Source organism: Halobacterium salinarum DSM 3754, from assembly GCF_008124605.1.
Classification (GTDB): domain Archaea; phylum Halobacteriota; class Halobacteria; order Halobacteriales; family Halobacteriaceae; genus Halobacterium; species Halobacterium salinarum.
The window spans coordinates 51,298-71,646 of the sequence record NZ_VRYN01000004.1; the positions used below are offsets into that span (position 1 = coordinate 51,298).

Consider the following 20,349-nt stretch of genomic DNA (forward strand, 5'->3'; position numbering starts at 1 on the left):
GTTGTTCCCCCGACGGGAATGCACAACCATGCATGGTGGTCTCCCCCACCTATCTCCGCCCGGTCACGTTCGCCCAATCTCGCAACGCTTTTGCGGTCTCACACCGACCGTTTGACATGGCGAACGATTCCTCAACGGACGGCAGATTCTCCGAGAAGCTCCGCGTCCCGGAAGCGCTCACGTTCGACGACGTGCTGTTGCGCCCGGCCGAGAGCCGCGTCGAACCGGACGACGCCGACGTCGCCACGCGCGTCTCCACGAACGTCGAACTCGAAGTCCCCGTACTGTCGGCCGCCATGGACACGGTCACCGAGTCCCGGCTTGCGATCGCGATGGCACGCGAGGGCGGCCTGGGCGTCCTCCACCAGAACATGGACACGGACCGAGTCGTCGCGGAGGTCGAACGCGTCAAGCGCGCCGACGAACTCGTCATCGACCGCGAGAACGTCGTCACGGCCGCCCCCGAGCAGACCGTCGAGGCCGTCGACGAGATGATGGACCGCAGCGACGTCTCCGGTGCCCCCGTCGTCGGCGACGACGACACGGTACGCGGCATCATCTCCGCGACGGACATCCGGCCGTATCTCGAAGTCGGCGAGTCGGATGCCGTTCGGGAGGCGATGACCGACGAGGTCATCACCGCCCCCGAAGACATCACCGCACGCGACGCGCTCGAACTCATGTACGAGCACAAAATCGAGCGCGTTCCGATCGTCAACGACGAGCAGCACCTCGTCGGCCTGGTCACCATGCAGGGCATCCTCGAACGCCGCGAACACGGCAGCGCCGCCCGCGACCAGAACGGCCGCCTCCGCGTCGGCGTCGCCGTCGGTCCCTTCGACACGGAGCGCGCGACCGCGGTCGACGAGGCGGGCGCGGACGTGCTGTTCATCGACTGTGCGCACGCGCACAACCTGAACGTCATCGACTCCGCCCGCGAGATCAAAGCCAGCGTCGGCGCCGACGTGGTCGTCGGCAACGTCGGCACCCGCGAAGCCGCCGAAGCGGTCGTGGACTTCGCCGACGGCATCAAGGTCGGGATCGGGCCGGGATCGATCTGCACCACCCGCGTCGTCACCGGGTCCGGCATGCCACAGATCACGGCCGTCTCACAGGTCGCCGACGTCGCCGCGCCGGCCGGCGTGCCCGTGATCGCCGACGGCGGAATCCGGTACTCCGGCGACGCCGCGAAAGCAATCGCCGCGGGTGCCGACGCCGTGATGCTCGGCTCGTACTTCGCCGGCACCGACGAGGCACCCGGCCGCGTCATCACGATGAACGGCAAGAAGTACAAGCAGTACCGCGGCATGGGCTCGGTCGGGGCGATGCAGTCCGGTGGCAGCGACCGCTACCTCAAAGACGACGACGAGGACGAGGAGTACGTCCCCGAGGGCGTCGAGGCTGCAACCCCCTACAAGGGGTCGCTGGCGTCGGAGCTCCACCAGCTCGTCGGCGGCATCCAGTCCGGCATGGGGTACGTCGGGGCCGAGTCGATCCCGGCGTTCAAGGCTGACGCCGAGTTCGTGCGCGTCTCCGCGGCGGGACAGACCGAGGGCCACCCTCACGACGTGATGATCACGGACGAAGCGCCGAACTACAGCCCACAAGGGGAGTAGCGGCCTCCGCGATCGACTGAACGGGATTTTGGACCGCTGGGGGTCGGACGGCAGGTCGGTCACGCAGCTTACGTGCGCGAGCGCACGGTGCATAGTCCGGGAGAGGTCGGTGCGGGGTTGCCACCACTCCCAAGCCGCCTCGTCAGGCGGCCTGCCGTCCCCACGAGATGGTGCTCCAGAGGCGCTCCCAGAGGTAGTACAGTACGGTCTTTCCGACAGCAGCAGAAACGCCGATCTTCGCCGCGGAGCCGAACTCGCCGGTGTAGAGGAACGCGATGGTGAACACCAGCGAACACGCGGTACGACGCTGCCTTCACCGCCGACCGGTAGCGTGAGTCTGCCATCGGGGGCTCACTCCACGTACCCGAGTTCGGCGAGTTTCTGCCCGAGTTCGCGGGCCTCCTGTTCGGTGATCTCGCCGTCGTCCTCCATCTCGCGGACGACGAGGTGTTTCACGAACTCCTTCGGGGAGGCGAACGGTTCGTCCTCGATGTAGGTTTCGACGTCGCTGACGAAGTCCTTCCTCAGAGAGATGGTGGTGTAGTCGGACACGACCGGAGCGTCTCGCGCACCCACATTAACTGTTGTTATATGTAATTAAACGCGGGCTGGCGGCAGCCAGCGCGTCACGACGTGGGTTTCGAGACCCATTGGCTACCTGATCCGGACGGCGGTGCACACGTCTCCGTGGACGTGCTGGGGTGTCTCCATGCGGGGGTTGCCGCCATCGTGGTACGACGACCTCCCCCGGCTGGTCGCAGACCGCCGTTCGATGTCGGCGTCGCTCGGTTGCCTCGGCGAGTCGGAGATTCCGCCTTCCAGTGAGTGAGAATTGGTGCCACGCGCACTCCGCCCAGTGCGGGAACCGGGAACAGCAAGTCACTGATCACCGGCTTTCCCAAAGTTATATGCCTATTCCGTCAAACATGTTACGTATGTCGTCCTCCACGAAACTAGTCGAATGGATCGGTCGGGTGTCGGCCGGCGCGTTGGGATGGGTGCTCGTATTCATGGGCACCTTCGGCGCCCTGTTCGGCCTCGTCCAGCTGTTCTTCGGCCCGGAATGGCGGGGACCGGTCGGCTCGCTGGTCGTGCTCGCGGTATCGCTGCTCGTGGTCGCCATGGGGATCTACGGGAACCCCACGTACCGGGAGCGCATTCACGCCACGCTCGGTTGACGTCCGCCCCGGATTGAGTTTTGCGCCGGTTCGTCCCACAGTTTGGACTGCCCACCGGCGGGTGCCCGCGTCCGGCCGCCAGGCCGCCGCGGGTTGCCGATTGTTGAACGCATATGGGCGTGGTCGTGCTACTCGGAGCCGACCATGCCACCCACGGACGACCAGCCGCTCGACTTCGTGCAGCTCGGCGACACCGGACTCCAGACGAGTGCCCTCCAGTTCGGAACGTGGCGGTTCGGCAAGCGAACGGAGTCCGGCGACCTCGAAATCAGCGAGCAACGCGCCCACGACCTCCTCGATACGTACGCCGACGCGGGCGGCCGGTATATCGACACCGCCGACGTGTACGGCGGCGGCGACAGCGAACGCTGGATCGGCGACTGGCTGTCGGACCGCGACCGCGACCGGTACACCATCGCCTCCAAGATCTACTGGCAGGTGCGCGACGGCGACCCCAACAGCCGGGGGACGAACCGCAAAACCATCCGCAACCGCATCACCGCGCTGCTCGATCGCCTCGGCACGGAGTACCTCGACGTGTTGTACATCCACCGCTGGGACGGCGACACCACGGCCCGCGAGCTCATGCGGACGCTCAACGACCTGGTCGCCGACGGGCTCGTCCATTACCTGGGCGCGTCGACGCTCCAGCCGAACGCCTGGCGGATCGCGCGGGCCAACGAGCTCGCGCGCGCCGAGGGCTGGGAGCCGTTCAGCGTGCTCCAGCCGCGGTACAACCTGGTTGACCGCGAGATCGAAGGCGACTACCTCACGTTCGCCCGCGAGCAGGGGCTTGCGGTCTGCCCGTGGAGCCCGCTGGCACAGGGCTTTCTCACCGGGAAGTACAGCCGGGACGACGGCCTCACCGGCGAGTCGAAGGCCAGCGACTCCAGCCGGTGGGCGGACACCTACCTCACGGACGCGAACTTCGACGCCCACGACGTCCTGGACGCAGTTGCGGACGAGGTCGAGGCGTCGCCGCCCCAGGTCGCGCTGGCGTGGCTGCTGCACCGCGACGGCATCACGGCCCCTATCGTCGGCGCGCGCACCCCTGACCAGCTGTCGGAGAACATCGACGCGGCGACCATCGACCTGACCGACGACCAGATGGCGCGGCTCACGGATGCGGCCGCCGGACCGTACGCGGACCTCTGAATCGGGTCAGTCGCCGGCCAACTGGTCCTGAATCGTCTCCACCACGTCGGGGTTCCGGAGCGTCGAGGTGTCCCCGAGGTCGGCGTCGTTTGCGATGTCCTCCAGGAGCCGGCGCATGATCTTCCCCGACCGCGTCTTCGGGAGTTCCGGCGCGAACACGACCGCCTCCGGGCGCGCGATGGGGCCGATGGCGTCCTCCACGCTGGCCACGATGCGCTCACGGAGGGCGTCGCTGGCGTCGTGGTCGTCCGTGGTGAGCACGTACGCGTACACGGCTTCGCCTTTCAGGTCGTGGTCGCCGCCGACGACCGCCGCCTCCGCAACCCCCGGCACGTCGACGATGGCCGATTCGATCTCCATCGTGCCCAGGCGGTGCCCGGAGACGTTCACCACGTCGTCGACGCGCCCCAGGACCGTGATGTAGCCGTCGTCGTCGACTTTCGCGCCGTCCTCCGGGAAGTACACCCAGTCCGCGGGGTCGCCGCTGTCGGTGTCGGAGTATACCCGCCAGTACTCGTCGATGAACCGCTCGTCGTTCTCGTAGAGGGTTTGGAGCATCCCCGGCCACGGCTTCTGGATGGTCAGGTGGCCCGCTCGCCCGCCCGCCACGTCGTCGCCGTCGGTGTCGATGACGCGCGCGTCGACGCCCGGCAGTGGGCGGCCCGCCGACCCCGGCTTCATCGTGGAGACGCCGGGCAGCCCCGTGACCATCATGCCGCCGGTCTCGGTCTGCCACCACGTGTCCACGATCGGGCACGACTCGTCGCCGATGTGGGTGTAATACCACGTCCAGGCCCGTGGGTTGATCGGCTCCCCGACGGTCCCGAGCAGCCGCAGGCTAGAGAGGTCGTGGGCGTCGGGGTACTCCACCCCCCATTTCATGAACGACCGGATCGCCGTCGGCGCGGTGTACAGTTGGGTTGCCTCGTAGGACTCGACGAGCTCCCACAGGCGGTCCTTGTCGGGGTGGTCCGGGGCGCCCTCGTAGAGCATCGTCGTGGTGCCAAGCGCCAGGGGCCCGTAGACGATGTAGGAGTGGCCGGTGATCCAGCCGATGTCCGCCGAGCAGAAGTAGGTGTCAGACGGCTTGATGTCCAGGACCGCCTGCGACGTCCAGGCGGCCCACGAGAGGTAGCCGCCCGTGGAGTGAGTGACGCCTTTGGGCTGGCCGGTGGTGCCCGACGTGTACATCAGGAACAGCATGTCGGTGGCGTCGCGCTCGACCGGCGAGACGCTGGCTCCGTCGTGGGCGGCGACGACGGCGTCGTAGTCGTGGTGTGCGGCCGGGCGGTCGTGGTCGAAGCCGTCGCCGTTCGCGCCGAGGCGGTCGACGACGACCACGTCACTGACCGCGTGTGACACCCCAGCCAGGCCGTCGAGCGTTTTCGCGTAGTGATCGAGGGGGTCGCCGCGCCGGTAGTAGCCGTCACAGGTGACGAGATACTCCGAGTCGGCGGCGTTCATTCGCGTGCTGAGCGCGTCCGCGGAGAAGCCCGCGAACACCACCGAGTGTGGCGCGCCGAGGCGCGCGCAGGCCAGCATCGCGATCGGCAACTCGGGCACCATCGGCATGTACAGCGTGACGATGTCGTCCTCGCCGACACCCATCTCGCGCAGCCCGGCGGCGAACTCGTTGACCTCCCGGTGGAGCTGGGCGTACGTGTACGTGCGGTTGGCTTCGTCGGCCGGCTCGCCCACCCACTCGATGGCGGCCTCGTCGCCGCGCTCGTCGAGGTGGCGGTCCAGACAGTTCGCGCTCGCGTTCAGGCCGCCGCCCGGGAACCACTCGTAGAACGGCGGGTTCGAATCGTCGAGGACCTGATCGTACGGCGTCTCCCAGTCCAGCAGGTCGGCCGCGTCAGTCCAGCATTCGGGCCAGGTCGCATCGAACTCGTCGTAGATACCCGGGTCGGAGACGTTCGCCTGCTCGACGAACGACTCGGGCGGCGTGAACTCGTCCTGGTCGGTGAGTCGCGCCTCCAGCTCCGGGGTGTCGGTGTCGTTGCTCATGTCCCAGTTGCACCCAAACCAACCATCCTGTTAAGCACGAACGCTAATTATCCTAATTGTCCATTCGGGATCGGGTGCTCGGAACCGCCCCACGACGGTGGGGTGTGTGGACACACCTAGGTTACTGTCGCGTGTCCGGCCAGGGCGTGTCCGGGTCGCAGCCACCATCGCTGTCGATGACCGTCGCCAGCAGCTTCTGCTGGGCGCGCCGCAAGTGGTTGTGCAGCGTGGGGGCTGTCACGCCCATGTCGGCCGCGAGGTCCTCGGCGGTCGACTCCCGGGGCCACTCGAAGTAGCCGGCGTGAAACGCCGCCCGCAGGACCGCCGCCTGCTTGTCGGTGAGTGCGTCGTGCAGCGACGCCCCGTCGCGCTGCCCCGTCTCGTCGCCGCGGGCGCGCTCGCGCTTGGCCGCCAGCGACACGCCGGGGAACGCCGTGGCGAGGGCATCGAGGAGCGCACGCACGTCCGTCTCGAGGGCCACGCCGGCGACGACGCGCTCCCCACCGGGGCCGGCGCTGAGATCCCGGATCGTCCCACCGTGGCTGACGACCGCCATCGCGAGATCAGCGCCCGGGGCCACCCCGACCGCGAGCACCGCCTCGCCGCCCTGGTCGCGGACCACGCGCACGCTCACGACGCCGTCGTGGTCGTGCAGCCAGTCACGGACGCCGTCCGCGGGTGCGCCGGCGATCCGCACGAAGAACACGAGTGTCTGCCGGTCACCGGGTACGACACCCTCCAGGGAGAGGTCACACCCCTGTTCGACCGCGGCGCGCGCGAACACCGACCCCGCCCGGACCTCGAACGTGACTTCGAGGACGGTGTCCGTCAGTAGGCGGTGGCGCTGCTCGGCCAGCGCGACCGCCCGGCCCACGCGACGCCCCAGGTCCGTGATGAGGGTGCGCTCGCGCTGGCTGAACCGTGCTGTTGACGCCCCCACGGCCAGGACGCCGTGGGCCGCCTCGGGTCCGGCAACCGGAACGACACCCATCGCCTGAACGCCCGCCGCCGCGGCGTGCTCGCGCAGCGCCGCGACCGCCGGGGCAGCGCTCGCGGCCGGCGTGAACAGCCCTGTCCCGTCGTCGAGGGCGGCTTGCACGAGCGTCGCGCCCGGGGCGGCGCTCGCGTCGTCGCGGATCGCACGGTCGCCGCCCGCGGTCGCGGCAACCGTCACGTCGTCGCGGGTCGTCGGCCGCGCCAGCCACGCCATCTCGTAGGCGTCGCTGGCGGCCAAGGCCTCGCAGACGGCCGTCTCGACGGCCCCCCGAGTGCTCGCATCCGACAGCGCGTCCCCCGCCGCGAGGACGGCGCGGTGCGCTTCGTCCACCCGGTCGTGTGCCCGCTGCTCGCTGCGGTCCGTCGGCGCTCGCGTCGTGCCGTCGAACGCCCGCGCGATGGCGTCCCGGTCGACGGCGTCCACCGCGGCGTACTGATCGAGGCTGGCGAGCCGCGACCAGCCGCCGACTGCCGCCACGACACGCGGGTCGACGCCCGCCCCGGTGAGCAGCCGCCTGGCGAAAAACGAGCGCAGGTCCTGGGCGGAGACCCCGTCCAAGCCGGCCGTGTCGGTGCGCTCGGCGACCGCGTTGACCAGCGTTTGGACGCGGCGCGCCGACACGTCGACCAGCGGGTCGTCGTCGGCCAGGCCCGCGGCGTCGGCGCGCCGCCGGATGTCGCGCTCGACCGCGGGCGGGAGGTAGGCGTCGCGGTCGCTGCCGCCGTCGGCACCGGGCACGGCCAGGAAATAGTGTGTGACACCGTCGTGGTCGTGGGGCGCGACGTCACACGGGCGGACGCGCGGTATCTCGGCGGACGTCAGCCCGACCTCGCCGGCCAGCCCCACCACCACTGCCTCCCGGGGGGTTTCGGTTGCGCCGCGCAGCTCCCGGTAGTCGGCGTCGGTCACGCGACCGTCAGCCCCACGCATACTTCGTGATTATTTTGAATGCCGAACCATCAACCTTGCGTGGTCGTCCGCGCCGACTGCGCCGGGCTGACGGGGGCGGCGTCGCGGCGTGGCCGCGTCCGAGTGGCGGCGTCAGTCGTCGTCTCGCCCGGCGATGAGGGCGTCGATGTGCGCGGGGCTGATCGAGCACCCGCACGGGCTGGCGGTGGCGTCGGTCGGCCCGTGCTGTGTGACCGCCTGCACCCCCCGCCCGCAGTTCGGACAGTCGAAATGCTGTGCGCCGTCGGAACGCTCTTCAGCGTCGTCGGTGGACTCTAGCATGGCTTCTGTAGCTGCGGTACAGGAGCCCGCGCGAGCCTGCTGCCCTAACAGCGAGGCTCGCACTTTTCGAGGTGATAGGTTGGTCGCCTCTCGAATAGCTCCTGTAGCCGACAATGCTGTAGGCAAGCCACTTAGTGCTTACCGACAGTCTTGTACACATAACATTGGTTATTGTACACGCTTCCATCGTGATGAAAATAGTAATCCGAGAGGCACTGCGTACAGATTTGCATGCCCCGGCCGGAACTCGCGGAGTGGATGACACCGATGGACCGGGATATTTTGGAACTTCTCTGGAATGATGGCCGCCGAGAGCTGATCCTGAATCCGGGTACTATCGAAGCAAACACCGACTGGAAACGCCAGTCCATCAGACAGCACATCCTAAAGCTTCGAGAACACGGACTTGTCGAATACTACGACGAAGACCGCGCGCTCTATCAGCTTTCTGAGCACGGCCGTATGTGGCTGGTGGGGAACCTTCCAACAGAAGAACTCGAAGAAAAATAGACTCCGATCGTCTCTGGTGTGTTCTGTGGGCAGGTTGGATTTAGACCCCCGTTAGCCTACAAATCATTCCCGGAATATTACCCCCATTACTATTTATACGGGGAATAAATAATCGACTGATGACAGACTTCTCCAGCGACTCTGAAAAGGATATCCAGAGGTGCTCGGTCGATAAGTTAGTGAGAATTATCGACAGATCCCCTGACGGGTCCTATTCCTTCCTTGTCGGTGCTGGCGTTTCTAACCCTTCACCGGCAGATATCCCACTAGGTGGAGATATGGTTGAGGAGTTTAAACATGATATCTATTCAGAGCAAGAGCGGGATTCGAGTCTGAACGAATGGGCGAATCAGTACGAGTCTGAACACAGGGAAGACGAATCGGAATACGGCTTCTGGTTCGCTGAGGCCTATCCCAACCTCACCGCTCGAAGAGAGAAAATCAGCCAGTTTGTCGAGGGAGCTGATCCGCCGCTGGGTCAAATGATTCTTGCCTCGATGCTTCAACAAGGCGTGGTTTCACACGTATTCACTCCAAATTTTGACGACCTACTGGTGAACGCCTCAATTGACCTGCCGGGTCGAAGGCCACTATTTGTCGACCATGACGCCCGTGCATCCCGAATTCAATTCCCGTCTGATCGTCCGGCGATCATGAAAGTCCATGGCGACTTTCTCCACTACACGAAAAACACCGATGAAGAAACTTCAAGTCTGAATGAGCCGATTGAACAGGCATTCAAGAAGTCACTCCAATCTTGGGGCTTGGTTGTACTCGGTTATGCAGGGTGGGATGAATCCATCATGGGGGTCTTGGAAGAAACCGAAGTATCTGAGAAAGGCCTATATTGGTGCAAACTGTCCGGCCACAACGTCAATGACCGTGTTGAGAAATTACTTGAGTCTAAAGATAATGCCTACCTTGTCGAAATTGAGGGATCAGAAGAGTTCTTTACCAAGATACTAAATAGATCAACTGAAGATTATCTTCCAAACCCAGAGGAGTTCGTCGAAAAGGCCAAGAACACTGCTGACAGAATCCGCGACCTACTGCGTAATCAAGAAAACGTTTCCAAACGCCATTTTCTGGAGGCGATGAGTGAGGACCGAGACTATTCAGGAGAAATACCGGATTCCGTTGACGAAACAGACGAACTTTCTGAAGTCGTTAACCTAATAGAAAAAGATAAAAATAAGTCTGCAATTGAAACACTCAATTCAATAATTGAGTCTACTGGTAATCCTCATTTTGCATATTATTATCGTGGATTGGCAAGGCAATCAATTGGTGAGGATGAAAAAGCAATTCGCGACTTCGATACTGCAATCGAACTTGATACTGAGTTTACTGACGCATATCGAGGTCGGGGCATTTCGAAAAGACGCATTGGTCGCCATAGTGAAGCCTTAGAAGATCTCAACGAGGCGATCAAGCTTGACTCCGAACACTCCGCGACCTACGTTGGCCGAGGGCGTGTGAAGCGGGAACTTGGAGAGTTGGAAGCGGCCATCGAAGATCTCAACGAGGCGATCAAGCTTGACCCCGAACACTCCGCGACCTACGTTAACCGGGGGATTCTAAAGCGGGAACTTGGTGAGTTGGAAGCGGCCATTGAAGACTACAATGAGGCGATCAATCTTGGCACCGAACACTTCGCGGCCTACTTTAACCGGGGGAATGCAAGAAAGGAGCTCGGAGAGTTAGAAGCGGCTATCGAAGACTACAATGAGGCGATCAAGCTTGACCCCGAAGACTCCGCAGCCTACTTTAACCGGGGGAATGCAAGAAAGGAGCTCGGAGAGTTAGAAGCGGCTATCGAAGACTACAATGAGGCGATCAAGCTTGACCCCGAAGACTCCGCAGCCTACTTTAACCGGGGGAGTATAAAGCGGGAACTTGGAGAGTTAGAAGCGGCCATCGAAGATCTCAACGAGGCGATCAAGCTTGACCCCGAACACTCCAGGGCCTACGTTAACCGGGGGAGTCTAAAGCAGGAACTTGGTGAGTTGGAAGCGGCCATCGAAGACTACAATGAGGCGATCAATCTCAGCACCGAACACTTCGCGGCCTACTTTAACCGGGGGAGTCTAAGGCAGGAACTTGGTGAGTTAGAAGCGGCTATCGAAGACTACAATGAGGCGATCAAGCTTGACCCCGAAGACTCCGCAGCCTACTTTAACCGGGGGAGTCTAAGGCAGGAACTTGGTGAGTTGGAAGCGGCCATCGAAGACTACAATGAGGCGATCAAGCTTGACCCCGAACACTCCAGGGCCTACGTTAACCGGGGGAGTCTAAAGTGGGAACTTGGAGAGTTAGAAGCGGCCATCGAAGACTACAATGAGGCGATCAAGCTTGACCCCGAAGACTTCGCGGCCTACGTTAACCGGGGGAGTCTAAAGCGGGAACTTGGTGAGTTGGAAGCGGCCATCGAAGATCTCAACGAGGCGATCAAGCTTGACCCCGAAGACCCCCGTCCGTTCATCAATCGCGGCGCCCTAATGCTAAAAGATGGATCCGTTGAGGAGGCAATCAATGACTTTGATCAAGCTATTCGGTTTGACTCGCAGGATGTATCTGCTCTAAGTGGTAGAGCAGAGGCTAAAATTGTGTGTGGAGAGTTTGAAGACGCGTATCAAGACGCTCGTAACGCAAAAGAGGCAAGTAAAACTAAAAAAGATGAGTTTTCTAGCCTGATGTTAGTGCTTATATCAAAAGTCTGTCTAGGGGATGAAACAGATTCTCTTGAAGAAGAGTATCAGTCAATCGGAAAAAGTGAATTTACGATAACCTGGGACTACTCCATCCTCAATAATTGGTTGGATTCAACTAATCTTTCGCGGAGTGATGAGCGCCACATTGAGGACATTATTGATTTCCACAAAGAGCACACTGAGGGGTAATCTAAATACGCGAATTCAGTAAATATAACCTAAACGACATTTTGCTACCCACGACGGCCATCAGGCACCGACCTCCGCCGTCGTGAGACACGCTTCGGGCTCGTACGTGATTCGGGCAGTTCCGAGAACGCGTTTTGAAAGCAGCTGTCAGAAATGTTGCCCTCGCTGTCTACTGGTTCAGCGCAGATGTCCGCATTCAGGTTCTCGTTGAACTGTGACTCCCTTCTGTTGGTGCTCTCTGTATCCTCCTGTCCACCCTCACGCTTGGTCCCGCGAATTCCGTGAACGCGTGGTGGCCGCCACAGTCTCCCCCCTCGAACAGGCGCTCAAACAGTGCTCCCCGTCGCCATCGGCGTCAACAGCCCAGATCGATGACGAACCGATCCTGTTATTGACCAAAATCCATACAAACGCTAGACCAATACCTGTTGATATGACCGACCGCCCTCCTCGAATCGCGCTCGTTATACTCGCACTGTGTTTACTCACGGTTCCATTCTGGGCACCCCTGTTGGACGTCACAGGAACCGAGCACGAGTACAGTGCCACACAGCTCACTGTTGAAGACGACCGAATACAGGTTCAGCAAGACTCACCGAGGCTCAAACAGATCAACGGACTCGATTGCTTCAGGGAGCGGTCGCCGACTCGGACCTGTGGGTTTGAATCCGCACTGCTCACTGAGCGCTCACGTTCCGCATCGTATCCCGGTGTCCGGCACGTCGACGGACACCCGTCGCTTGCTGCCCGAGATCGGTATCTTGCGTTCCCCGGTGACGGACGTGTCTTCGAACGCGTCACGGACTGGAACGAGTCGGCACAATCATATCGTCTCAGCGTAGAGCGAGTGAACGCCTCACAGGCGGTAGCGGACGTTTCGCACCCCGTTGATCAGTACTCGCCAGCGGTCCAGCGGGCGGTTGAGACCGGGGCGAGCCAGTCTCAGACGGATCTGCGAGAAGCGGTTGTGGCCAACGTTAGCGGCCGATATTATGCGGTGTACGCCTCAGGCACGACGTCGCTGCTCTCCGAAGCGCCAGGTTCGGAGCGTGTGCTCGAGTTCTTGGCGGTCATCACCGGTGCCGTGCTATTGTTCAGGGCGGGCGCGATGGGGAACGAGCCAGCGTCCGGGGACGGCGATTAGCTCGCTGAGACGGCCATGTGGTGCGCTCTCACGCCGACGTGGTGTACACCTCGGCCCAGAGAAATGCAGCACCGATGCCAACGTACAGAAGCCCCGAGGCCGAGTATCCGAGGTTGCTGTTCCACGCAAACGAGGCAACCTGGATGAGACCAACAGCGATCAGTGCCAGCCCGAGGACTGTCTTGGCTCGCTGACTCACCATGCAGGCCGGAGCACCGCACCCCGGATTAATCTACTGCCTGTCAACAGCACGACCGCATCGCTCGTTCCCGAGTCGCCGACGCCGATGAGGTCCCGGCAACGCGACAAGGTCGTGTCTCGAAACGCGTTGTCACGGACGCACGTGGGAAACGCGATGTGAGTATTGAACAGGCTTGGCCTGGTGATCAGAGTGTCGCAGCACCGATTCACCACTCCGTCGCGGTTCTCGATCCCGAGCTGTCCTGTGGTCCGTCCTGTAATGTGGCTCGGTCAGGCCGGGCGCGCCGGGACACCGCGACGCCGAGTGGTACGGGACATGCTCTCCGGATAAGCGGAGCGGTGGTCCAACCGGTACGAGCCAGCAGGCGCTATCAACCAACGCTGTGTTCGGCTTCGAGAAAGCGGGCCGGGCGCGATTTGAACACGCGACCGACGGATTAAGAGTCCGTCGCTCTGCCAGACTGAGCTACCGGCCCGAACGCATCCCCATATTACCGGCTGGCACTCAAATACGTTCTGATTCGCGGCAACTGACCGACGGTAGTTGACATACGCGGTGGGCCAGACGGCTGCGCTGCCCACTCGCGGACGTGTCGTCGGCTAGCGGTCGGAACGCGTAAGTGACGGCCGCCGCAATCCCGTGACAACATGAGCAGCCGGGCCACCATCTCCTCGATGTCCACCTACGCGATCCTTGGCTGTGGCAGCGTGGGCCACGCTGTCGCCGAGGAGTTGGTCGAACGTGGCAAAGACGTTCTCATCGTTGACAAGGACGAATCCCGCGTGGAAGCGCTGCGCGATCAGGATCTGAACGCGCAGGTGGCAAACGTCCGCGACCAGGAGGTTGCGGCGCTGATCGACACGCGGGATGTCGTGTTGGTGATGGCGTCGGACGTGGACGCAAACGAGGCCGCAGTCGAGAACATCCGCGCCCGAAACGACGACCAGTTCGTCGTGGTGCGGGCAAGCGACCCGGTGACGAGCGACGAGCTCACCGAGCTCGGCGCTGACGTGGTCATCAATCCGTCGTCGGTGATCTCCGACGCGGCGCTGCGCGCCCTGGAGTCCGGGGAGCTCGAATACAAGGCCCGCCAGCTCGCGGACGTCGTGTCGGGGACCGAGAGCGGGTTCGCGATTATCACCCACGACAGCCCCGACCCCGACTCCATCGCGGCCGCCGCGGCGCTGCAGGCCGTCGCCGGCCATCTCGGCGTGGACGCCGAAATCCTCTATTTCGGGGACATCGGCCATCAGGAGAACCGCGCGTTCGTGAACCTCCTGGACATCGAACTCACGCCGTACAGCGACGTCGACATCGACAACTACGACACGATCGCGCTGGTCGACCCCGCGAAAGCCGGGGCGGTGTCGATCGACCGTGATGTCGACATCTTCATCGACCACTACGAGCTCGAAGACGAGTCGCTCACCGCCGAGTTCGCCGACGTGCGGCCGAGCGTCTCCGCGACCTCGACGATCCTCACCAAGTACATCCAGGAGTTCGACCTGTCGGTCAGCCAGACGGTCGCGACGGCGCTGCTCTACGGGATTCGCGCGGAAACGCTCGATTTCCGCCGGGACACGACGCCGGCCGACCTGACCGCGGCCGCCTACCTCTACCCGTTCGCGGATCACGACACGCTCGAACAGGTCGAGTCCCCGAACATGAGCCCGGAGACGCTCGACGTGCTCGCGGAGGCGATCGCGAGCCGCGAGGTCCAGGGCAGCCACCTGGTGTCGAACGCGGGGTTCATCAGCGACCGGGACGCGCTCTCGCAGGCCGCCTCACAGCTCCTGAACCTCGAAGGCATCACGACGACCGCGGTGTTCGGGATCGTCGACGACACGATCTACCTGGACGCGCAGTCCAAGGACATCCGGCTGAACATCGGCCGGGTGTTGGCCGACGCGTTCGTTGATATCGGCGACTCCGCGGGCCACTCCACGCAGGCCAGCGCGGAGATCCCGCTGGGCATTTTCACCGGCATCGAGACGACCGAGGAGAACCGTGAGACGCTGCTGGATCTCACCGAGGAAGCCGTCACGAGGAAGCTCTTCGACGCCATGGGCGTCGAATCGGAGAGCGCGAACAACGGCAACTAGCCCGCAGACCGCCCGGTTCAGACTGCGATCTCGCTGTCCGCATCGTCGCTCTCGTAGCGCTCGACAACGTCGTTGATGAGGATGATGTCGCCGACCGCACGCACCCACCGGTAGGGAACGATCACGCCTTTCTGCCCGGTCATCTGTGCGGCGAACAGGTCGGCGTTGAGCTCCGTGAGTGCGAGCCCCGTGACGGCCTCCGCGTTGAGGTTCAACTGGATGTCTTCGACTTCGCCGACGAACACGCCGTTGTTCGAGTACACCTCGCGACCGACCAGCGAGGTGATCTCGTCTGCGTCTGCGTCCATGCTACCTGGGTAATGCGGGAGGCCCTTAAGTCTTCAAGCCGCGGCCGACCGGCGTCAGACGGCTGTCCGTCGGGCGATCCTACGGGCCGTCCGCGAGCACGCCCGCCAGTGCGTCTAGGGCCGCGACGGCGTGGTCCGGTGTGCGGCCGAGGCTGACACGGATCCGGCCGGGATCGTCGAAAAACCGGCCCGGAACGACCAACACGCCCTCCGACCAGGCCGCCGCCGCGACCGCGTCCCCGTCCGCCTCGCGCGGGTCGAGGAACGCGTACGGCGCGCCCTCGTGGACGGTGCCGGCGACGAGGTCGTCGTGGGCGTCGCGGAACGACGCGAGCAGGCCGTGGTTTTCGGCCACGAGGGAGCGCGCGCGGTCGGCGAGCGCGTCGCGGTTGTGCAGCGCCCGCATCCCCAGCGCGCGGTTCGACGCGGCGGGCCCCGGGATGTGCCGGAGCACCGACCGAGCGCGATCGACGAACTCGGCGTCGGCGATGAGCCAGCCCACACCGCTGTCGTGCAGCCCGAAGAACTTCGTCAGTGACCCGGTCACGACTGCGGAGTCGATCCCGACCGCGGTCGGCCCGCCGAAGGGGCCGTCGCTCGCCGTCTCGGTGAACGGCGCGTACACTTCGTCGACGAGCAGCCGCGCGCCCACCTCCCGGGCGCGGGCCGCCGCGTCGGCGAGCGCGTCCACGTCAGCGAGGCGACCGCTGGGGTTGTGCCGGTTCGTCACGGTGACCACCTGGGTGTCCTCGGTCGCGGCGGCCGCGATCCGGGCCGGCGAAATCCGGTAGTCGTCGTCGGCCGGCCGGAGGACGCGGTTGGTCTGCCCACCGACGGCCCGGGGGGCCGCCACCAGCGGCTCGTAGCCGGGCTTCTCGACGAGCGCCGTGGGCGTTCCGCCGTCACCGTTCTCGTCAGTGCCGGCCGTCGGGTAGAGCGCCGCCGCCGTCGCGACGAAGTTCGCCGTCGATGCGCCCGGAGTCACCAACACCTGTTCCGGGTGGACGCCGTACTCGCCTGCGATCTGGGTTTCGAGGGTTGCGCCGGCGGGCGGATCTGACAGCCCCGCGAGCGGCTCCGGAACCACCGCGGGCTGGCGGTCGCGGTCGCCGCGCAGGGCGCTCGACCCGAGGTCGTACAACGCGACCTCGGGCCGGCCGGAAAGCCAGTCGATGTACTCCAGCCGTGGGAACATACCAGTGGGGTCTGTGCTGGCGGGTGAAATGCCTTGTCGGTCGCGCTGCGGGACTCCCCGATCCTGGCCGTTGCCGTCGGTGCCACAGTCCCGCACCGACAGTCCGTCCGATCCCTCCGTGAGCGCCCGCCTGCGGTCACCTGAGCGCGAACGCGACCGCCGACCGGTCCAACACCAACAGGGAGTGATACCGCAGGAACGTCATCGAGACCACGCTGACGGCGGCGACCGCTACCACGCCCACGACCCCTGTCACAGCGAGCACGGCTGCGCCGCCCCCCGAAACCGCGCCCGCGAGCAGCGCGCCCGCCCCGAACGGCACCACAATGACAGCCACACAGAACCCCACCGCGATGCTCGCGCCGAACAGCAACACCGTTTTCACCAGTACGTAGACCGCGAACTCCTGCCAGTCGGCGCGCACAACCGGTGAGAGCCGTCGCCACCCCTCGCGCACACCGCAGCCGTCGGCGGCCATCAGCGGCACCACGAACGCCGTCGTGAACTCCGACGCGAGCGCCGCGCCGACACCGACCACCACACCCAGGGGCAGCGTCACCACCAGCGCCAGCAGCCACCACGCCTGGTCGAACGCCAGCGCCGCGCCGATGGGGCTGGCAACGAGCGCAGTCGCCACCAGCCCACACCCGACGATCACGATCCGAAACGCGAGCAGCCGAAGCCCGGCGGCGAGGTGGGCGCGGAAGGGGGCCGCGATGCGGACGACCTGGGAGCGCGCGGCAGCAACCAGCACGAACTCCATCACCGCGCCGAGGGCGGCTGCCACGGTAGCGACCACCACCACAGTAACGCCGATGGCGGCCACGGCCAGACGGATCTCCGCGGTGGTCACTGCCTGCGCCACGTTGATTACGGCGTTGGGGGGCGCGTCCACGGAGACGGTCGGCGTCTGGGGCGCCGACAGGCCCGCGAACAGCGTGATCACGGCGAGCCGGCTCCACACGCCGAGATCCAACGGCGTCAGCAACGCCCGGGTCTCTGCGAGTGCGTCGTCGAGTGCACCGACGGCGTCCCACGTCATGGGTCGTGAGTCGGTGGCCGGGATGAAATGTGTGCTGCCGGCGGGTGCCCGACCAATGACAGCACCCCGTCACGATTGCGACAAGACTTTACCCCACAGGTTGCCAACTGAACAGCATGGTATCCGGTGGCGACCAGGACGACGACGACCGCGTGCTCTCCCCCGACGAGCTTGCCATCGAGGAGCAGGACGAGGTCGCGGCCATCGGCGAGGACCGGTACGTCATCGGGCCGGACGGACCGCCGAGCGCGCCCGCCGACGGCGCAGCCGAGGGTGGCGCCCCACAGCGAGAGCAGCCCCCACAGGGTGACCGCGGTGGCGGGAACACGACGGAACAGCCCCCCGAGCCACAGATCACCGGCCGGGACGTCAAAGAGTGGCTGGCCGAGGAGTTAGACACCCACGACAGCAAGTACGCCTACCACATCGCCTCGAAGTACGGCGACGACATCTCCCACCAGCAACTCGCAACCGACGACGTCGGTGCCGCGTTCGACGGGTTGCTCGTGTGGTACGCGCGCCAGCTCGCCGGCTCGACGTCGATCGATCGCGCGCTGGGCATCCTTCTGGGGGAGTCGAGCGTGCAGGTGAAATATCCCACCAAGCGACTGATCGCGTACCTGGAGGCCAACGACCTCGGTCCCGACGACTCGATCAAGGATCTGGTGCAGACCGTCGACGACGACGACGGCCTCAAATTCCCCCGGTAGCGCTCCCGTCGTGGTGTGATGCGCGAAACAGTTTTGAGGCTGCTGCCCCCTGAGTAAATCAGTGATGAACCTCGAAGACGCCGACCGGGTGGTCGAGGAGGCCGCACACGTCGTCGAGTTCAAACTCGGCGACGAGGTGTGTGCGATCGACATCGCGGCCGTCGACAGCATCGTCGAGTCGAAGCAAGTGACGCGTGTGCCCCGGGCGCCGGACGCCGTCGAGGGGGTCATGGACTTGCGGGGTGAAACCACGGCGATCGTCGATCCGCGGGAGTTCCTCGCGATCCACGGGGACCACGACTCGGACAACATTCTGGTGCTCGATCGCGCCGACGACAAACAGAAGATCGGGCTCCGTGTGGCGGAAGTCACTGAGGTGTCGGGCTACGCAGAGCACCAGATCGACCGGGGCAGCCGCCTCGACCGCATCGGCACGTCGGCCATCGAAAGCGAGCTCGTCCGCGGCGTCATCCGAAAAGGGGCGACGCCGCCGGGCGAGGCGGACGCCGCCGAGGAGGACGTGGCGCTCGTGCTGTGGTTGGACATCGACAAGCTCATCGGTTCGGTGTCGGCAGACGAGACCATCGACAATCAGGTCTGATAATCGGTCAGTTGGGTTTATTAGCCCCTTGGCACAACGAGAGGGCATGGCGAAGCAGGTCTTACTGGTCGACGACTCCGAGTTTATGCGGAATCTCCTCCGGGAGATTCTTGAGGAGGAGTTCGAGATCGCTGACGAGGCCGAGAACGGGGTTGAGGCCGTAGAGATGTACAAAGAGTACGATCCGGATCTCGTGATGATGGACATCGTGATGCCCATCCGAGACGGCATCGAGGCCACGTCCGAGATCAAGGAGTTCGACGCCGGGGCACACATCATCATGTGCACCAGCATCGGCCAAGAGGAGAAGATGAAAAAGGCGGTGAAAGCCGGTGCTGACGGCTACATCACGAAGCCGTTCCAGAAACCGAGTGTGATGGACGCTATTTCGGACGTGCTCACCGCATGACAGAGGCACTGGTGGTCGACGACTCGCATTTCATGCGCACGGTCATCAGCGACATCCTCGAGGACGGCGGGGTCGACGTCGTCGGGACCGCCGAGAACGGCGCACGCGCCCTGGACGCGGTTACGGACGTCCAGCCGGATGTCATCACGATGGACGTCGAGATGCCCGAAATGGACGGGATCGAGGCGACCGCGGAGATCATGCGCGAGCAGCCGACGCCGATCCTGATGGTGTCCGCGCTCACGACCGAGGACGCCGACGCCACCCTGGAGGCAATGGAGAAAGGCGCGATCGACACGTTCGCGAAGCCAGGGGGCACGATTTCCACGGAGCTGTCGGGGCACAGCGAGGAGTTGGTGGCGGCGGTCGAGCGCGTCGCGAGCGCGGACCCAACCGCCGGCCACGACGTCGAGATGGAGCCGGCGTCGCCGCCGGACGCGACCACCAGCGAGTACGCGAACAATCCGACGCTGCTGATCGGCGCGTCGACCGGCGGGCCGAACGTCGTCGAGTCGATCCTCGCGTCGCTCCCGGCGGAGGCTGACTTCCGGGTGTTGATCGTCCAGCATATGCCCGACCAGTTCACGTCCCGGTTCGCCGACCGGCTGGACGCGGCGAGCCAGTACGACATCACCGAGGCGGAGGACGGCTCACGGATCGGTGGCGGCGAGGGGCTGGTCGCGCGCGGCGACTACCACATGCGCGTCTCGGGGTACTCGAACGGCCGACTGCGGGTGCGATTGGACCAAAGCGAGCGCCTGCACAGCGTCCGGCCGGCGATCGACGTGACGTTCAAGAGTGCTGCCGAGCGCGTTACCGACCCGCTCGTGTCGGTCGTACTGACCGGAATGGGCAGCGACGGAGCGGACGGCGTGCGTGCCGTGAAAGACGCCGGTGGCGCGACGCTCGCGCAGAACGAAGCCACGAGCGCCGTGTTCGGGATCCCCGAGCGCGCCATCGAGACGGGATGCGTTGACGACGTGTTGCCGGTCGATCAGCTAACTGAAGCGATCGCGGATTCGATACGGAGGACGACGTGA

At 64.5% G+C, this 20,349-nt stretch carries 20 protein-coding genes and 1 tRNA gene; 11 read left to right on the forward strand and 10 right to left on the reverse strand.

Annotated features, from left to right (window positions below; genetic code table 11):
* Positions 1-116 precede the first annotated feature (116 nt).
* A complete protein-coding gene (gene guaB / locus APQ99_RS09485; RefSeq protein ID WP_136361313.1) occupies positions 117-1,616 on the forward strand; it encodes an IMP dehydrogenase in 1,500 nt (499 codons plus the stop codon).
* Positions 1,617-1,758: 142 nt separating this feature from the next.
* On the opposite strand, the gene APQ99_RS09490 is transcribed toward guaB, so the two are convergent.
* Together APQ99_RS09490 and APQ99_RS09495 are read right to left on the reverse strand one after the other, a co-directional pair.
* Positions 1,759-1,902, reverse strand: a complete 144-nt coding sequence (locus tag APQ99_RS09490; RefSeq protein ID WP_244288980.1) for a DUF2061 domain-containing protein — start codon at positions 1,900-1,902, stop codon at positions 1,759-1,761.
* Between the two features lie 65 nt (positions 1,903-1,967).
* The gene (locus APQ99_RS09495) at positions 1,968-2,168 is read right to left on the reverse strand and encodes a hypothetical protein (RefSeq protein ID WP_049892500.1); all 201 of its coding nucleotides are present in this window, start codon (positions 2,166-2,168) and stop codon (positions 1,968-1,970) included.
* Positions 2,169-2,551: 383 nt separating this feature from the next.
* On the opposite strand from APQ99_RS09495, the gene APQ99_RS09500 reads away from it, so the two are divergent.
* Together APQ99_RS09500 and APQ99_RS09505 are read left to right on the forward strand one after the other, a co-directional pair.
* Entirely contained in the window at positions 2,552-2,794 is a 243-nt protein-coding gene (locus APQ99_RS09500) for a hypothetical protein (RefSeq protein WP_227970929.1), read from the forward strand.
* Between the two features lie 144 nt (positions 2,795-2,938).
* Positions 2,939-3,949, forward strand: coding sequence for an aldo/keto reductase (locus APQ99_RS09505; protein WP_136361312.1), 1,011 nt, complete (start codon positions 2,939-2,941; stop codon positions 3,947-3,949).
* Between the two features lie 6 nt (positions 3,950-3,955).
* Here the strand turns inward: APQ99_RS09505 and acs are convergent, their stop codons facing one another.
* From acs to APQ99_RS09520, 3 genes are all read right to left on the reverse strand, one after another.
* Positions 3,956-5,959, reverse strand: a complete 2,004-nt coding sequence (gene acs, locus APQ99_RS09510; RefSeq protein ID WP_136361311.1) for an acetate--CoA ligase — start codon at positions 5,957-5,959, stop codon at positions 3,956-3,958.
* 121 nt (positions 5,960-6,080) lie between these two features.
* The gene (locus APQ99_RS09515) at positions 6,081-7,886 is read right to left on the reverse strand and encodes a bacterio-opsin activator domain-containing protein (protein ID WP_136361310.1); all 1,806 of its coding nucleotides are present in this window, start codon (positions 7,884-7,886) and stop codon (positions 6,081-6,083) included.
* A gap of 111 nt (positions 7,887-7,997) precedes the next feature.
* Positions 7,998-8,186 (reverse strand): hypothetical protein, encoded by a 189-nt coding sequence (locus APQ99_RS09520; RefSeq protein ID WP_010902708.1) that lies wholly within the window; start codon positions 8,184-8,186, stop codon positions 7,998-8,000.
* A gap of 231 nt (positions 8,187-8,417) precedes the next feature.
* On the opposite strand from APQ99_RS09520, the gene APQ99_RS09525 reads away from it, so the two are divergent.
* The 3 genes from APQ99_RS09525 (at position 8,418) to APQ99_RS09535 (ending at position 12,740) form a co-directional block, all read left to right on the forward strand.
* Positions 8,418-8,696 carry a helix-turn-helix domain-containing protein gene (locus tag APQ99_RS09525; protein WP_136361309.1) on the forward strand — a complete coding sequence of 93 codons (279 nt, stop codon included), beginning with the start codon at positions 8,418-8,420 and terminating at the stop codon, positions 8,694-8,696.
* Positions 8,697-8,815: 119 nt separating this feature from the next.
* Positions 8,816-11,596 (forward strand): tetratricopeptide repeat protein, encoded by a 2,781-nt coding sequence (locus tag APQ99_RS09530; protein WP_136361308.1) that lies wholly within the window; start codon positions 8,816-8,818, stop codon positions 11,594-11,596.
* Between the two features lie 433 nt (positions 11,597-12,029).
* The gene (locus tag APQ99_RS09535; protein WP_136361307.1) at positions 12,030-12,740 is read left to right on the forward strand and encodes a hypothetical protein; all 711 of its coding nucleotides are present in this window, start codon (positions 12,030-12,032) and stop codon (positions 12,738-12,740) included.
* A gap of 28 nt (positions 12,741-12,768) precedes the next feature.
* Here APQ99_RS09535 and APQ99_RS12595 read toward each other — a convergent pair whose 3' ends face one another.
* Positions 12,769-12,942 carry a hypothetical protein gene (locus APQ99_RS12595; RefSeq protein WP_168731186.1) on the reverse strand — a complete coding sequence of 58 codons (174 nt, stop codon included), beginning with the start codon at positions 12,940-12,942 and terminating at the stop codon, positions 12,769-12,771.
* Between the two features lie 401 nt (positions 12,943-13,343).
* Positions 13,344-13,417, reverse strand: a tRNA-Lys gene (locus tag APQ99_RS09540).
* A 172-nt stretch (positions 13,418-13,589) separates the two neighbouring features.
* Between APQ99_RS09540 and APQ99_RS09545 the strand changes: the two genes are divergently transcribed.
* A complete protein-coding gene (locus APQ99_RS09545) occupies positions 13,590-15,044 on the forward strand; it encodes a DHH family phosphoesterase (RefSeq protein ID WP_136361306.1) in 1,455 nt (484 codons plus the stop codon).
* Positions 15,045-15,061: 17 nt separating this feature from the next.
* On the opposite strand, the gene APQ99_RS09550 is transcribed toward APQ99_RS09545, so the two are convergent.
* The 3 genes from APQ99_RS09550 to APQ99_RS09560 all read right to left on the reverse strand — a co-directional run bounded on the left by APQ99_RS09550 (position 15,062) and on the right by APQ99_RS09560 (position 17,589).
* The gene (locus APQ99_RS09550; protein WP_136361305.1) at positions 15,062-15,352 is read right to left on the reverse strand and encodes a PRC-barrel domain-containing protein; all 291 of its coding nucleotides are present in this window, start codon (positions 15,350-15,352) and stop codon (positions 15,062-15,064) included.
* A 79-nt stretch (positions 15,353-15,431) separates the two neighbouring features.
* Complete coding sequence (locus tag APQ99_RS09555; protein ID WP_010902696.1) at positions 15,432-16,547, reverse strand: pyridoxal phosphate-dependent aminotransferase; 1,116 nt, start codon at positions 16,545-16,547, stop codon at positions 15,432-15,434.
* Positions 16,548-16,683: 136 nt separating this feature from the next.
* Positions 16,684-17,589, reverse strand: a complete 906-nt coding sequence (locus APQ99_RS09560; protein ID WP_136361304.1) for a DUF7544 domain-containing protein — start codon at positions 17,587-17,589, stop codon at positions 16,684-16,686.
* Between the two features lie 116 nt (positions 17,590-17,705).
* Here APQ99_RS09560 and APQ99_RS09565 point away from each other — a divergent pair, with 116 nt between their 5' ends.
* The 4 genes from APQ99_RS09565 to cheB all read left to right on the forward strand — a co-directional run bounded on the left by APQ99_RS09565 (position 17,706) and on the right by cheB (position 20,349).
* The gene (locus APQ99_RS09565; RefSeq protein WP_136361303.1) at positions 17,706-18,299 is read left to right on the forward strand and encodes a DUF7500 family protein; all 594 of its coding nucleotides are present in this window, start codon (positions 17,706-17,708) and stop codon (positions 18,297-18,299) included.
* Between the two features lie 64 nt (positions 18,300-18,363).
* On the forward strand, positions 18,364-18,900 hold the full coding sequence (locus tag APQ99_RS09570) for a chemotaxis protein CheW (protein WP_010902693.1): 537 nt from the start codon (positions 18,364-18,366) through the stop codon (positions 18,898-18,900).
* A gap of 46 nt (positions 18,901-18,946) precedes the next feature.
* The gene (gene cheY, locus APQ99_RS09575; RefSeq protein WP_010902692.1) at positions 18,947-19,309 is read left to right on the forward strand and encodes a chemotaxis protein CheY; all 363 of its coding nucleotides are present in this window, start codon (positions 18,947-18,949) and stop codon (positions 19,307-19,309) included.
* Positions 19,306-20,349 (forward strand): protein-glutamate methylesterase CheB, encoded by a 1,044-nt coding sequence (cheB, locus tag APQ99_RS09580; protein WP_136361302.1) that lies wholly within the window; start codon positions 19,306-19,308, stop codon positions 20,347-20,349. The genes cheY and cheB overlap by 4 nt, the downstream gene beginning before the upstream one ends.